14 protein-coding genes and 3 tRNA genes are annotated in these 14,167 nt (G+C 56.5%); 10 read left to right on the top strand and 7 right to left on the bottom strand.

Translation table 11 applies throughout. From position 1 onward, the window contains the following. Nucleotides 1-42: 42 nt before the first annotated feature. Complete coding sequence (locus tag JFT81_RS02810; RefSeq protein WP_201226025.1) at nucleotides 43-912, bottom strand: triacylglycerol lipase; 870 nt, start codon at nucleotides 910-912, stop codon at nucleotides 43-45. Nucleotides 913-1,246: 334 nt separating this feature from the next. On the opposite strand from JFT81_RS02810, the gene JFT81_RS02805 reads away from it, so the two are divergent. Further along, complete coding sequence (locus JFT81_RS02805) at nucleotides 1,247-2,440, top strand: hypothetical protein (RefSeq protein WP_201226024.1); 1,194 nt, start codon at nucleotides 1,247-1,249, stop codon at nucleotides 2,438-2,440. A gap of 46 nt (nucleotides 2,441-2,486) precedes the next feature. On the opposite strand, the gene JFT81_RS02800 is transcribed toward JFT81_RS02805, so the two are convergent. Further along, nucleotides 2,487-3,563: a 3-deoxy-7-phosphoheptulonate synthase gene (locus JFT81_RS02800; RefSeq protein WP_201226023.1), complete on the bottom strand. Its 1,077-nt coding sequence runs from the start codon at nucleotides 3,561-3,563 to the stop codon at nucleotides 2,487-2,489. A gap of 613 nt (nucleotides 3,564-4,176) precedes the next feature. On the opposite strand from JFT81_RS02800, the gene JFT81_RS02795 reads away from it, so the two are divergent. The 8 genes from JFT81_RS02795 to JFT81_RS02760 all read left to right on the top strand — a co-directional run bounded on the left by JFT81_RS02795 (nucleotide 4,177) and on the right by JFT81_RS02760 (nucleotide 9,105). Next, nucleotides 4,177-4,935 carry a carbon-nitrogen hydrolase family protein gene (locus JFT81_RS02795; RefSeq protein ID WP_201226022.1) on the top strand — a complete coding sequence of 253 codons (759 nt, stop codon included), beginning with the start codon at nucleotides 4,177-4,179 and terminating at the stop codon, nucleotides 4,933-4,935. Continuing rightward, the gene (locus JFT81_RS02790) at nucleotides 4,935-5,378 is read left to right on the top strand and encodes a GNAT family N-acetyltransferase (RefSeq protein WP_201226021.1); all 444 of its coding nucleotides are present in this window, start codon (nucleotides 4,935-4,937) and stop codon (nucleotides 5,376-5,378) included. The genes JFT81_RS02795 and JFT81_RS02790 overlap by 1 nt, the downstream gene beginning before the upstream one ends. 127 nt (nucleotides 5,379-5,505) lie before the next feature. Beyond that, the gene (gene uvrY, locus JFT81_RS02785) at nucleotides 5,506-6,147 is read left to right on the top strand and encodes a UvrY/SirA/GacA family response regulator transcription factor (protein ID WP_024012761.1); all 642 of its coding nucleotides are present in this window, start codon (nucleotides 5,506-5,508) and stop codon (nucleotides 6,145-6,147) included. Nucleotides 6,148-6,149: 2 nt separating this feature from the next. Then, nucleotides 6,150-7,973 (top strand): excinuclease ABC subunit UvrC, encoded by a 1,824-nt coding sequence (gene uvrC, locus JFT81_RS02780; RefSeq protein ID WP_201226020.1) that lies wholly within the window; start codon nucleotides 6,150-6,152, stop codon nucleotides 7,971-7,973. A 32-nt stretch (nucleotides 7,974-8,005) separates the two neighbouring features. Then, complete coding sequence (gene pgsA, locus JFT81_RS02775) at nucleotides 8,006-8,566, top strand: CDP-diacylglycerol--glycerol-3-phosphate 3-phosphatidyltransferase (protein WP_008080159.1); 561 nt, start codon at nucleotides 8,006-8,008, stop codon at nucleotides 8,564-8,566. 60 nt (nucleotides 8,567-8,626) lie between these two features. Then, nucleotides 8,627-8,702 (top strand) — tRNA-Gly (locus tag JFT81_RS02770). A gap of 46 nt (nucleotides 8,703-8,748) precedes the next feature. Beyond that, nucleotides 8,749-8,822 (top strand) — tRNA-Cys (locus JFT81_RS02765). Between the two features lie 196 nt (nucleotides 8,823-9,018). Next, a tRNA-Leu gene (locus tag JFT81_RS02760) sits at nucleotides 9,019-9,105 on the top strand. Between the two features lie 82 nt (nucleotides 9,106-9,187). Here the strand turns inward: JFT81_RS02760 and JFT81_RS02755 are convergent. The 5 genes from JFT81_RS02755 to JFT81_RS02735 form a co-directional block, all read right to left on the bottom strand. Further along, entirely contained in the window at nucleotides 9,188-10,219 is a 1,032-nt protein-coding gene (locus JFT81_RS02755; RefSeq protein ID WP_201226019.1) for a tyrosine-type recombinase/integrase, read from the bottom strand. Nucleotide 10,220: 1 nt separating this feature from the next. Then, entirely contained in the window at nucleotides 10,221-10,427 is a 207-nt protein-coding gene (locus JFT81_RS02750; RefSeq protein WP_201203989.1) for a DUF4224 domain-containing protein, read from the bottom strand. A gap of 411 nt (nucleotides 10,428-10,838) precedes the next feature. Continuing rightward, nucleotides 10,839-11,927 carry a site-specific DNA-methyltransferase gene (locus tag JFT81_RS02745; RefSeq protein ID WP_201226018.1) on the bottom strand — a complete coding sequence of 363 codons (1,089 nt, stop codon included), beginning with the start codon at nucleotides 11,925-11,927 and terminating at the stop codon, nucleotides 10,839-10,841. Between the two features lie 49 nt (nucleotides 11,928-11,976). Continuing rightward, on the bottom strand, nucleotides 11,977-12,699 hold the full coding sequence (locus tag JFT81_RS02740) for a hypothetical protein (protein WP_201226017.1): 723 nt from the start codon (nucleotides 12,697-12,699) through the stop codon (nucleotides 11,977-11,979). Then, nucleotides 12,696-12,965, bottom strand: a complete 270-nt coding sequence (locus tag JFT81_RS02735) for a hypothetical protein (RefSeq protein WP_201226661.1) — start codon at nucleotides 12,963-12,965, stop codon at nucleotides 12,696-12,698. Before JFT81_RS02735 ends, JFT81_RS02740 begins: the two co-directional genes overlap by 4 nt. Before the next feature lie 465 nt (nucleotides 12,966-13,430). Between JFT81_RS02735 and JFT81_RS02730 the strand changes: the two genes are divergently transcribed. Beyond that, nucleotides 13,431-14,132, top strand: a complete 702-nt coding sequence (locus tag JFT81_RS02730; RefSeq protein ID WP_201226016.1) for an FRG domain-containing protein — start codon at nucleotides 13,431-13,433, stop codon at nucleotides 14,130-14,132. The last annotated feature ends 35 nt before the right edge of the window (nucleotides 14,133-14,167 follow it).

Genomic DNA, 14,167 nt, shown 5'->3' with positions numbered 1-14,167 from the left:
GGCGATTTCTCGGCAAAGTTCCCTTGCCGATGTCGCGCCGTCTTAGAGTTTCGCCGCTTGCAGGCGATAGGCATGTTCTACATAGAGGTCAATCGGATCGGGCGAGACCGCGCCGACAGTCGCTGTGCCGCGCAGAGTCGACAAGTGATCGAGCGGAAGGTCCGAGCGGATCACCTCACCCAAGTGGGAACTGAAACGACCGACAAATCCGTCGTTTTGCCCGGCTTCCTTGCTGAAATGCCTGGACATCGCCCGACAGACGATATTGCCCGGATCAAGGCTGTACGAGGCGTGATCCGCCAGGATGCCACTCCAGGAATAGTAGCGAACACCGTCAACCAGTGCCGCCCCGTGGTCTCCCCACGTGGCGGGCAGACCTTGCGGGTACTTGGCGTTGAAACGGCCGACGCCTTCGGTGGTCAGGGCATTGAGTGCTGATAACGCATTCTGCGGCAAGGTCAGATTGCCGCTGATCACGGTCAGAAAATCTGAAAAAGCGATGGCCACGTTATTGGCGACATGTTCCCGCAGTCGTCCGGGGATAAGTGCCAGTCGCAGGGTATCGGCCAGTTCGGAACCCTGGTTCGGACCGCTGACCGATGTCACTGACGCAACCCTGTGTGGTGCAAGCGCAGCAGCATAACGTGCGGCGAGTGCACCTTGGCTGTGGCCGATAAGGTTGACTTTGCCAGCTCCTGTGCCTTTGAGGACTCTATCGATTTGCAACAATAACTGCTCACCGCGTACTTCATTGTCATGGGCCGCAGAAAGGTGCGGCACAAACACGCGGTTGCCAGTCGTTACGAGTGCCTCTCGGACCTTGTGGAAGAGCTCGAACTGGCCGATACGCTCGAATCCGAACAGACCATGTACCAGCAAGATCGGGTAGTGCGTTGTGGCATTCCGTTGCATGTCATTTACCTTCTTGCAGGAGTTCTCGGTGGAATCTGTTTGCCACTCTAAAACAGTCATTCACTCGGCGAAGTACGAAGGGGCTTCAGGTGTTGACTGAATCTGGACTAAGAGGTGTACGAATTTTCGGATAATGCTGAGATCCACCTACAAATCTCCCGCCGTCTACTGCAAGGCTAAAGCTGATTTCCTGTTGTTTGCCTACCTTGCTCGTAGTCATTGCCCCTTCTATTCGGCGTATCGGCTGACATCAGTGCGTTGCTCGTTAGCGTTCAATATGGGCTGTCGACGCGGTGTTTGAAGCGCGCGTTTTTTCCAAGGACTGGAGGCTCCGATGACAATGTATGAGGCACACCCGCAAATACCGTCACCGCATCAAAACGATGGATCGTCAGGCGCATCGCGGGAGGGCTGTATTAAGCTCAATAGACCGGGCTGGCTGAGTTTCAGGGCGGATGAAACCTCTCTGCAGTTTTGTTATCAGGCAGGCGAGGCCGTCGATACCGGTGCGGCAACTGTCCTGCTGCCGCTACCCGTCCTTGAGTCTGTGGCAGACGCTGTACTTGATCCTTCTGTGAAGAGAGTCATTGTGCGGATCGCGCCTTATCCAGGCATGACCTGTGGCGACAAGCTGTTACTGCACTGGGAGGGGCTGGATATCGAAGGGTTTGCCTATCAGCACGAAGCTTCCCGTTTCGTCAGTGAGGGGCTGGTAGGCAAGGAAGTCGTATTCGTCATCAAAGGTGTACACGTCGCGGCACTGGATGGCGGATCGCTCGAAGTGTATTGGACGCTTCACAGTGCGATGTACATGGAGCCGGCTAGTTCCGGGCGGCTGCAACTGGATGTGGGAGATGTTCGACCGTATTTGCGTGCTCTTTATATTGACGACACGGTCGCAGGTGTTCTGGATCCCGAAAGATTTCCCGAGGGTGCGCGCGTCACTCTCCAGCCTTATGCGCGCATGGCCGAAGGTGATCGAGTGCTGCTGAGCTGGCAAGGGCTCGCGTCGGACGTAGTGTTCAACGATGCGTTGGTTGTTGAAGCCTTTGCAGTCGGAGAGCCTCTGTCGTTTTGGGTGCCACCAGGTTGTTTCGCTGCACACCTTGGTAGCGAAGCGACCGTCCGCTATCGGGTTGAGCCGAAAAACGGCGAAGCGCGCGATTCCGAGCCTGCAAAAATTGTCATCGCTTCACTGATTCGGGGAGCGCTGGACGCCCCGGATGTTTTGGAGGCTCAAGCGGGTATGCTCGACGTGGAAGATTCCACTGACGGCGTTACCGTGGTGATTGGCAATGCCCAGACGCAAGAGGGTGAGCTGGTGTATCTCAAGTGCGATGGTGAGTTGTTCAATCACCGCGACGACCGCGAAATCACCCGCGATTCAGCGGGACAGCCGTTGGTCTTCATCGTCCCTCATCGTTTCTGGCGCGAGCATCAAGGGACGACCGTGCGGATAGCCTACTCGGTAGAGCGCTCGGATGATGTAAGTCAGGCATCAGGGGTGACACACGTACGTGTCGAGTAAAGCTCCGATCTTCCGGCGCTGAATGCGCCGGAAGACTTACCTTGAGTCAGCCTCGGTTCTGATCTTTCAGGCGTTGCGCAGCGTCCAGCAACAAGCGTTCTGTCGCGCTGAAGCCGAGGCAGCCATCCGTGATGGATACGCCGTATTGCAGTGATGGCTTCAATGGTTGGCAACCTTCGAACAGGTGCGACTCCAGCATCATGCCGATCAGCGATGGATTGCCTTGCAGGCGTTGCTCGAGCACATCATTGAACACTGCTGGTTGACGCAGCGGGTCCTTGCCACTGTTGGCATGACTGCAATCAACCATGATCCGGCCCGGGATTTTCAGGCGGGCCAACTCGACGTTGATTTTTTCGACACTGAACTGATCGTAGTTTGGGCCTTGGTGGCCGCCGCGCAGGACCAGATGAGTGTCTGGGTTGCCGGACGTCTGAATGATCGCAGGATGGCCCTGGCTATCGACCCCGAAATGTCGATGCGAATGGGCTGCGGAGCGCATCGCGTCGACAGCAATGGCCGCGCCGCCGTCGGTGCCGTTTTTGAAGCCGACCGGCATATTCAATCCGCTGGCCATCTCGCGGTGTATCTGCGACTCGGTCGTACGGGCGCCGATGGCGACCCAGCTCAACAGGTCGTCGAAGTAGCCGGCGGCCATAGGTTGCAGCAGTTCGGTGGCAACCGGCAGGCCAAGGTGAATCATTCCCAGCATCAGTTCACGGGAACGCGTAAGGCCTGCGGCCATGTCATCACTGCCGTCAAGGTGGGGATCGTAAGCGAGGCCTTTCCAGCCAACAGTTGTTCGCGGTTTTTCGACATAGGCACGCATGACCAGCAACATTTCATCGCTGACTTCGTCGGCAAGTCGAGCCAGTTTGCTGGCATATTCGAGGGCGGACTGAGGGTCATGGATCGAGCAAGGACCGACGATTACCAGCAAGCGCGGGTCTTCGCCATCGAGAATTGCGCGAACTGCTTGGCGATGAGCAGCGATTTGCAATGTCAGGGCATTGCTCAGAGGCAACTGCTGCTTGAGCTGCAACGAAGTGGGCAGACGCAGCGTCAGCGTTTCGTTGGCGCAATCGAGGGATGACAGTGGCAGAGCAGAAACGGAGGAGTTCATATTCGGTCTTCCTGGGCTGATGGCGGGTGCTTCCCGCTCACTCGGCCCTACTGGGGTGTTCGACAATTGGCCGTATTGGCTAGGTGTGTGTGCTTGCCACCTGTGGGTGACCGATCGGAGGCGGCAGGCTGTCCCGAGCGGAGGCTGGTAAATCGCCAGGCGGTAAAGCTGTCGTAACGGTAATAAGTGGCGTAGTTCATTGGGGGATCCCTCAAATTGTCTGGAGTGTTGCTGAAAGTTTGGGCCTGAAAAAACAAAACCCCCGGTCGGGAGGCCGACCGGGGGTTGAGAATTCTCTGGTGGCGACCCGTGTTATGGGCGCCTTTTGGGTATCAGGCGCGCTAGTGGCTAAACCAATACCCAAAATAAAAGCTGGCAGGAGTGCAAACGTCATTCATGCGCGCAGCCAAAACCGAGCGCAGGGCGCTGGCGGTATGAAGCTGTGAAAGTGCATTGAACATGGTTTGTCTCCGTTGAATGCGCCGAGCTTACTCGACGCCGATACGCGACAGCAATCAGAAAATGCTATCGAGCGCTGAGGAATTTACCTATCGCTTGAGTGTTGCGAGCGCTGTGACACACTCGCTGTTTTGCCTAAGACTAGGGACGCATCATGTCGACGTTGACCATTGCCGCTGCTCAATCGATATCCGTTGCCGGTGATCTGGCCGGCAATATCGTTCGCCACAAGCGTTTTATAAAGGTGGCAGCGGAGCAGGGCGTTGAGCTTTTGGTGTTCCCGGAGTTGTCGCTGACCGGCTATGAAGGCGAGGTGGCCGCCGCACTGGCGATTGACCCAGACGATGATGTTCTTCAACCGCTAAGAGATTTGACTCGCCAACTCGGCGTGACCGCTGTCGTTGGTATGCCAATACGGCTGGGGAAAAATCCTGCGGTGTTGATTGGTGCGCTGGTGTTGAGACCCGATGGCTCGCTCGGTGTATACAGCAAGCAGCATTTGCACACGGGCGAAGAACTGATTTTTACCCCTGGAAGCGGCGGATCCACGTTGAAATTCGGCCGCGACACCGTTGCACTGGCCGTCTGTGCGGACTTTTCTCACGCCAGCCATGCTGTTAACGCCGCGGCCCAGGGTGCCGACGTATATGCCGCTGGAGTATTGATCAGCGAAGCTGGCTACGCAGCAGATGCAGCGGTGCTTCAAGGCTACGCTCGCGAACACTCTATGACCGTGCTGATGGCCAACCATGGAGGCGTTACCGGCGGGTGGCAGTCGGCAGGCCGCAGCGTGATCTGGTCCGCGAATGGAACGCTGATCGCGTCGGCCTCTGGTACGGGGGATTGTTTGGTTATCGCCCGGCGGATCGATGGGGCATGGCAGGGCGATGTAGTGCCTGTGGTGCACGGGTAATGTCTTTCCAGATGCGTCGCGCTTTGCCTGAGGATCTGGCATTCGCCAGGGCGCTCACCTGTCAAAACATGCTGCGTTACTACATTCAGCATGATTTGTTGTGGCAGGACGAAGCGTTCGATGTGGCGTGGTCAGGGCGTGAGAGCTGGTTGGTATATAAAGGCGATGTGACGATAGGGTTTTTCAGCCTTAGCCGCGATGCGCGAGCTTTGTATATCCGGGAATTACAAGTGGCTGAAGCCTTTCGGGGGCAGGGGGCCGGTTCCTGGACAATTGATCAGGTTATTGAAATAACCCGCAAGGAGCGTCGTCCGGCGCTGCGCCTCACTGTATTCGAAAATAATCCGGCTAAAAATTTGTATCAGAGAAAAGGACTACAGGTTCAAGGTAAGGACGAGTGTTTCTTGCGCATGCAGCTTGATTTGAGAACGCCTGTGCTCTGAAACCCACGGCCGGCAAGCTCTGAAAGATGAATTGAAACTTTTTAAATGCGGCTTTCCGCTAGGTCTGTCTGGCTCTTTTTGCTAAGGTGTCCGGCATCCCAATAAGACCATATCGCGAGGTGTCTGCTTGATTAGGGTGCTAGTGGTCGATGACCATGATCTCGTTCGTACAGGCATTACACGTATGCTGGCCGATATCGATGGCTTGCAAGTGGTCGGCCAGGCCGAGTCCGGGGAAGAGTCCCTGATCAAGGCCCGTGAGTTGAAACCCGACGTTGTCCTGATGGACGTCAAAATGCCTGGCATTGGCGGCCTGGAAGCGACGCGCAAGCTGTTGCGCAGTCATCCGGATATCAAGGTAGTTGCCGTCACGGTCTGTGAGGAAGATCCTTTCCCTACAAGGTTGTTGCAGGCTGGCGCCGCGGGCTATCTGACCAAGGGTGCAGGATTGCCGGAGATGGTGCAGGCCATTCGCCTGGTATTCGCTGGCCAGCGCTATATCAGCCCGCAGATCGCTCAGCAGTTGGCGATCAAGTCCTTTCAGCCTACCAACGATTCGCCGTTCGATGCCTTGTCCGAGCGGGAAATTCAGATCGCTTTGATGATTGTCGGCTGTCAGAAGGTCCAGATCATTTCCGACAAGTTGTGCCTGTCACCGAAAACCGTGAACACCTACCGCTACCGTATTTTCGAAAAGCTTTCGATCAGTAGCGATGTTGAGTTGACGCTGTTAGCGGTTCGCCACGGCATGGTCGATGCCAGCGCCTGATCATGACTGAAACATTTGATTCTGGTGCTTTTCTGTCGACCGTCAGCGGGCGTCCTGGCGTCTATCGCATGTTCGACAGCGATGCGCGTCTACTCTATGTCGGCAAGGCCAAGAATCTTAAAAAGCGTCTGGCCAGTTATTTTCGCAAGACCGGGCTGGCGCCGAAAACCGCTGCGCTGGTTGGGCGCATAGCGCAGGTCGAAACGACCATCACGGCGAATGAGACCGAGGCGCTCCTGCTTGAGCAGACGCTGATCAAGGAGTGGCGTCCGCCGTACAACATTCTGTTGCGCGACGATAAGTCCTATCCCTACGTGTTTCTGTCTGACGGCCAGTTCCCACGTCTGAGCATCCATCGCGGCGCGAAGAAAGCCAAAGGTAAGTACTTTGGCCCGTATCCGAGCGCCGGGGCCATACGCGAAAGTCTCAGTCTGCTGCAAAAGACATTCTTCGTTCGCCAGTGTGAGGACAGCTATTACAAGAACAGGACTCGTCCGTGCCTTCAATACCAGATCAAACGCTGCAAGGCCCCCTGTGTTGGCCTGGTGGAACCTGAGGTCTATGCCGAAGATGTGCGTCACTCGGTAATGTTCCTCGAGGGACGCAGTCATGCGCTAACCAATGAACTGTCCACGGCAATGGAAGAGGCGGCGATCAACCTTGAGTTCGAGCGCGCTGCCGAGTTGCGCGATCAGATCGCTTTGCTGCGCCGTGTGCAGGATCAACAGAGTATGGAAGGTGGTACGGGCGACATCGATGTCATTGCGGCATTCGTCAACCCGGGCGGCGCTTGTGTGCATTTGATCAGTGTCCGTGGCGGGCGTGTGCTGGGTAGCAAGAACTTCTTCCCGCAAGTGGGAATTGAAGAGGACGTTTCTGAAGTCATGGCGGCGTTTCTCGGCCAGTACTTCATCAGCAGCCCGGAACGCGATTTGCCGAGCGAGCTTATCGTCAACGTGGTGCACGAAGACTTTCCGACGCTGATCGAGGCGATTAATGAGCTGCGTGGACGTGAACTGGTCATCAGCCACCGGGTTCGCGGTACCCGAGCGCGATGGCAGCAATTGGCTGTGACCAACGCCGAACAGGCATTGGGCGCGCGCTTGGCTAATCGTCAACACACCGCCGCACGCTTCGAGGCGTTGGCCGAAGTGCTTAATCTCGATGAGCCACCGCAGCGCCTGGAGTGTTACGACATCAGTCACTCCAGTGGTGAGGCGACGGTTGCATCCTGCGTAGTATTCGGCCCGGAAGGTGCGATCAAATCGGATTACCGCCGATACAACATCGAAGGTGTCACGGCAGGTGACGACTATGCCGCCATGCACCAGGCCCTGACTCGACGATTCAGCAAACTGAAGGACGGCGAGGGCAAGTTGCCCGATATTCTCCTGGTGGACGGTGGCAAGGGCCAGCTGTCGATGGCGCGTGACGTGCTCAACGAACTGGCCGTGCCAGATCTGATTTTGCTCGGTGTAGCGAAGGGCGCGACTCGAAAGGCAGGATTTGAAACTTTGTATCTGAATGATGCAGCTCACGAATTTACTCTGCGGGGTGATTCGCCGGCGCTGCACCTGATTCAGCAGATCCGTGACGAGGCCCACCGTTTTGCAATTACTGGACACCGTGCGCGCCGTGGCAAAACCCGTCGCACCTCAACGCTGGAAGGCGTTGCGGGAGTAGGGCCGACGCGACGTCGCGACTTGTTGAAACATTTTGGTGGATTGCAGGAACTGACTCGTGCAAGCATCGAAGAGATCGCCAAAGCCCCGGGGATCAGTAAAAAGCTCGCAGAGTCGATTTATGCGAACCTGCATAGCGAGTAGAATGCCCCCTCACCTCGTAGCCAGTTGTGCCGATGAATATCCCTAATCTGATTACCGTTCTACGCGTCCTGCTCATCCCGATCTTCATTTTGCTGTTTTATCTGCCTTACCAGTGGAGTTACATGGCCTCCGCCTCGGTGTTTGCCTTTGCGGCTGCAACGGACTGGCTGGATGGTTATCTGGCCCGCCGACTGGAGCAGAGCACGCCGTTCGGCGCGTTCCTTGATCCGGTCGCCGACAAGCTGATGGTGGCAGTGGCGTTGGTGCTACTGGTGCAAGAGCACGGCAATCTCTGGCTCACGCTGCCCGCAGCGGTGATTATCGGTCGCGAGATTGTTGTGTCAGCATTACGTGAGTGGATGGCCGAACTCGGCGCCCGTGCCCACGTCGCGGTGTCCAACCTGGGTAAATGGAAAACCGCCGCGCAAATGCTCGCGCTGGTGATTCTGCTGGCCAACCCGAGGGATTTCAGTTTCTGGGTTGTTCTGGGTTATGCCTTGCTGATGGTGTCTGCGGGCCTGACTTTGTGGTCGATGGTTCAATACCTTCGCGCCGCCTGGCCGCATCTGAAGACCGATGTTGAAAAGAAATAAAACTTTTTTGAATCAAGGGGTTGACGGAGCTTCTTAATTCTATAAAATGCGCATCACCAAGCGGGAATAGCTCAGTTGGTAGAGCACGACCTTGCCAAGGTCGGGGTCGCGAGTTCGAGTCTCGTTTCCCGCTCCAAGTTAAAACGCGTTTGTTGTTGTGCTACTGATAACAAACGTTTTGAGGCCGAGTAGCAAAATGGTTATGCAGTGGATTGCAAATCCACCTACGCCGGTTCGATTCCGACCTCGGCCTCCACTATAAACAAGCTCCGTAGATCCATGATTTACGGAGCTTTTTTATTTCCAGTGCGCTGCAAGATTTAGTCTTGAATAAGGCCATTGCGAACTTGCTTCACCGGGAACTGATGTATATATTTCCCGCTCTGCTGCTCAAGCCTGCCATCCTTTGAGGATCGCGACTCGACGACTGAAGAGAGCAACACCGCGCTACCGCCCGAATGGCGAAACTGGTAGACGCATGGGACTTAAAATCCCCCGCTCGTAAGGGCGTGCCGGTTCGATTCCGGCTTCGGGCACCATCTTAAATCAAGGGTTTGCGGGCGAAAGCTGATGCAAGCCCTTGTTTGTTTCCGGGTCGCAATTCTGACAGTGGTTCGCAATTCACTTTGTGGGCATGACCTTTTTACCCTTACGATTACGGATGTACTGCTCGGTCATCACCACGGTGGTATGCCCAAGTTGATCTTTGGCCTGCATGATGTCGCCGCTCGATTCAGCCTTATCTGTACCAGCCTTGGCGCGTAAATCGCGCATTTGAAACTCGGCCTTTTCAACGCCTGCGGCCTCCCTGGCCACATCAAATCTCCTGCGCAACATTGCCTCCGTCATCGGAGTGCCGTCTTCTGCCACGATCAGCCGCGTCGAGCGGACTTTGTGTCCGGACTTCCGGGCCATGATTCGATCAATCAAAACTTTCAGCTCACCAGTTACCTCGATCCGTCGTTTGGCCTTCGTTTTCCCCTGGAGCACCCAGATCTGGCCGTCGCGCACGTCTCGTTCATCCATAAGTCGCGTGTCTGTCACTCGTTGTCCGGTCAAATAGGCCAGGTCCATGGCGTCGCGCAATCCGGCGTCAGCCTTGTCATGTACCCGTTTGAACAGTTCATCCTCGACATAGGTATCCCGGCCCGTTTCTTTGTTGCCCTTGATTCCGGAGCAAGGGTTGGCCAGCGACGTGTAGCCCTTGTCTCGTGCGTAGTTCCAGATCGCGCTCAGCAAAGCCTTTTCCCGATTTGCCCGAACAGGTGCAGATTTTCGCCAGGTTAAATACTGGCGGACATGGAGCGGTTCGATTGTCTCGAGCGGTGCCGGCGGATCATCGAAGAACGCCATCAGGTTCTTTAGCTCGCGCACATTGTCCTTCTGAGTGCTTTCTGCCTTGGTTGGCACTACCTCGATCATGTACTTCTCGGCCACGTAGCGAAACGTGACGACCTTGGCAACCAGTTCAACCGCGGTTCGATCACGCTCCAGCTTCGCGTATTCCATGATCGCCAGGCCGTAATCGCTGCCCAACGCTATTTCCTTACGGTCTTTTCCACCCAGCTCGTAGTAATAGTAGATCCGGCCACTTGCCTTTTTACGTTCCCGCAGCCGGGCTATGGAACCCGGCTTCATTGGTCTTCTTCCCATCTCAACTGGCCTTTCTTGGCGTCCACACAGGTTTTTCTGGTTCGTACGATCCGACGGCGGTGACTGCCAAGGCCGTCACTGCTGGCCAGCCGCTGCGCTTGATTGAATGCCGGATCCCATTTTTCTTTAGATTCAGGATTTGTCCTGCCTTGGTCCGCGCGCCGGTCAGCTCGCAAACCTCCTCATGCGATAAAAATTGAATGTTCATGAGCTATCCATGCCGCGCGTGGCGGCAGAAGGTGGTTAAAGGTTTCGAAGTTCTTTTCGTTGCTCGGGGGATTGAGCGGGGTACCCGAAGTGAAAGCGCCGCCTGCCCGTGTAGCCGCACTCGCTGCATCCGGACGATGGGCCGCAACTGCAGCCACCCTCACATCCGCAACTGCACCCGCTACACGACAGCGTCACGACGCCGTCTTTCTCAACCTCGCCGTCCTCGGTGATCCAGTATTTGCGTCGGCGATCAAGCCGGAAACCCGCAAGTTCTTCCGCCTGCTCGTATGTCGCAGGCTCGATTCGGAAGCCGTGTTCCGCGCTTGAGTCTGCGACGGACCGCATAACTTTTGGCATGCAGAATTCCTCGCCCGCCGTACACCGGCAGGCTGTTGAGTTGGGGGAGGGGTTAGGCGTTTGCAGCGTCGTGGAAAACGTCCATCTGCGCGGCGCCGTCGAGCCAGGCCGCGTCAATCCGGCGCCGGGCCATTGCGGCGTACTCGGGGTTCAGCTCGCAGATGATCGAACGGCGACCTTCCTGCATCGACACCAGCGAAGTGGTACCGGCGCCGCCGAACGGGTCGAGAACCACGCCGCCGCGGGGTGCGCCGGCGAGAACACAAGGGCGGATCAGATCAGGCGGGAAGGTGGCGAAGTGGGCGCCCTTGAAGCTATGTGTGGCCACAGTCCAAACGCTGCGCTTGTTTCGCTCCGTCGGCATGATCGCGAGTGCCGAATTCATCGACTCGTTATCCTTGACCCTTCCGCGCTGGCGCTCATCAGCATCGCTTCCATAACCCCAGCCAACGCCGTTGGTCTTCCGCGCGGTCGCCTTCATGTTGCCGTTGCTCTTGGCTCCGCCATTCGCCCGCTCGCTGCCGATCTGCGCCTGTACGTCCTGCGACAGCCTGGCATGAGTGTTGGGCGAACACGGCTCAAGGATCGCCGCTTGGTCGAAGTAGTACTTCTTCGACTTGCTGAGCAGGAACACATATTCGTGCGATTTGGTGCAACGGTCGCGCACGCTCTCCGGCATCGGGTTTGGCTTGTTCCAGATGATGTCCTGTCGCAGATACCAACCGTCATCCTGCAGAGCGAAGGCGAGGCGCCAGGGCATGCCCATCAGATCCTTCCCTTTGTAGCCTTCAGTCAGGCGCCCCGTGCCGGCGCGCTTCGGATGATTGCTGATGCTATTCCGACTAATCGCGGCGGGCGTCTCGCGTTTGCCTTGCGCGCCCCAGCTGCCGGCATAACTGTCGCCCATGTTCACCCAGGCAGTGCCGTCGTCGCGGAGTACCCGACGCACTTCGCGGAAAACTTCGACCAGTCGGGCAATGAACTCGCCCGGGGTTTCCTCCAGGCCGATCTGCCCGTCTACGCCGTAATCGCGCAGGCCGAAGTAGGGCGGGCTGGTAACGCAGGTGTGAACTGACTTATCCGGCAGCGTCCGCATCATGTCGACGCAGTCACCGACCAGAATGCGGTGTTGTTCTGTCATCGCCACGGCCCCTTGTAGATGATGTAGGCCATGTAGAGCGGGGCGAAGATCATGGCGTCACCCTCTTGAACTCGATGACCCAGACCCACGGGTTGGCGGCCCAGTCGCCGCCAGTCGTTTGCCACAGGTTGCCGAAGGCGTTGCGAGCGGAACCAAGGCATTGTTCGTGGCTGGTCGTTTGGTCCCACATCCAGCCATTGCGCTGCTGGTGAGTGGATTCCGGCAGTTCACAATGCGCGGCGTCTCTGACACCTTTGCCGCTGTGAAAGCAGGCTTTGCCGTGGTCGGTGAAGAAGCAGCCTTCGGCCTTGGCCTGCTCTTCGCTGATGTCCTGCAAGCGTTCGACGCGAACGTCGGTGATCTCCAGCAGGATGCGGCAGGCCCAGCGCGGCATGAGGATGCTCGGCTTCCAGACAGGCTGCTCTTGTTCGTAAGGCGTCAGGCCATCGGCGGCATAGACCAGCGTGCCGTCCTCGCGCGCCTCGCGGACATCCAAGTTATCCGGCTCGAGGTATGGGCCGCGCATGACGTCGTCGTGATCGCAGTACCAGGTCTCGCGAACCCATAGCCGCTGTCCAGGCTCACCATAAGGACAGACGTGCTCACCACTGCACCAGAAGTGGAAAAGGCCGGGAGCGGTGTTGAGCGGCGCTCGATCCGACTGAATCCAATCTGTTTTCACTGGCCGCCGCGTGACCGTCTTCCGGCCATCCAGAATGGCGCGCACCATCGGCGCCGAGAACAGGATCGGCCGTTCCTTGACCTGGCTCATGGCGTCACCTCGCGGCGTGCCCACCAGCAGACCGGGCCATCGTCGGTATCGTGAATAGCCAGGCAGAACCATCCTTCGCCGTCGGGGCGGTCAGGTTCCCAGTAGCTGCAATTCGGATCGTGTGATTCGAAGTAGCGGTCGGCAATTGCTGGCTCAGCGGACTCAAGACTTACCATGGCCACGGTCAGGCCCTGCTCAGCGATCCATGCTTTGCATTTGTCGCCATCACCCTCGTCGAAGTCGGGCATATCGGGGTGCTGGAACATCCCGTTTTCATCCCGCCTTACCGGCCAGTGTTTGATCAGGCCGACGCGATCGACGCGCTCAATCTCTGCCAGCAGTAACGCCGCTGCCTTCACAAGGTCGCGGCGCCGATCAGCACTCGGCTTGAACTCGCCGATCACACGGGGCCAGGCCGTACTCAGGCTGCGCGGCTTCCCGGCGAGGCTTGCATAGGTGGATGCTGCTTCGGCAAGTTCGCCATTCACGTACAGGTCGTCGCGATACAGCGAAAAGCCCTCGGCGGACACTTGGCGTTGTCGCTCGGCCATGACATCCCGCGCAGCGCTGTTCAGGCGAATTTCATTTTCTTCAGGCATGACTTCGTCCTTGCCGCTATAGCGGCTGACTTTGAAGGGAGTAGAGTTTTTAGATGGAGCGGTTGCGCGCTTCCAGCTAACCTATGTTGAAATGTGCGGTAAGACGTATAATCAGAAAATGGAGTTGTGATTTTGGTTTGGAATAAAATATACGAAGAGGTTGCTGCTTTAGTTGAAGATGCTGGTCCGTTCGGGCTACTTTTTAGGGGGCATCGGGATGCCGAATGGAAGCTGATTCCAGGCATTGGTCGTACGCGCGTATCGCCCTCAACTGAAAAATCTATATATTTTGATTATCAAACAATGGCTGGGCCGCTACTTCCGGAGGGTATTAATCCTTGGTCGTTAGCGATATCTATGCAGCATCATGGTATACCTACAAGATTGCTAGACTGGACTGATAGTTTTGCCGTGGCTCTCTATTTTGCGCTTAGGGATGAAGGGCGAGAGGTCCCTTGTGTATGGATGCTTGATCCATATGAGTTGAATAGAGAGTTATCACAAGATCCGACGTTATTTACAATGAAGGATATCGTAGGTGATTATCAGACTATATTCATCGATAGGGATAAAAAGTTGTCCGGCTCAGTGGTTGCTGCTGCGCCAGGGCGTCACCATCCACGAGCCTTTAGCCAGAAATCACATTTTACCATTCATATGGATTCGAGAACGTCTCTAGATGAACTTGCACCCAAAGCAGTTAGAAAAATTTTGATCCCAAGGCGGGCTATTGCTGATGCAAGAAGATTTCTGCTAATTGCGGGAGTAAATGAATACTCTCTATTTCCGGATCTCGATGGGTTAGCTCGTGAAATTAGACGTATTCATTTTTAGTAAAAACTCGGGTATTCGCTACCTAGATTTTGCCA

It is taken from the genome of Pseudomonas sp. TH43 (assembly GCF_016650635.1).
Classification (GTDB): Bacteria; Pseudomonadota; Gammaproteobacteria; order Pseudomonadales; family Pseudomonadaceae; genus Aquipseudomonas.
Note: the sequence above shows the minus strand (reverse complement) of the source record. Positions and strands in the feature narration are given on the sequence as shown.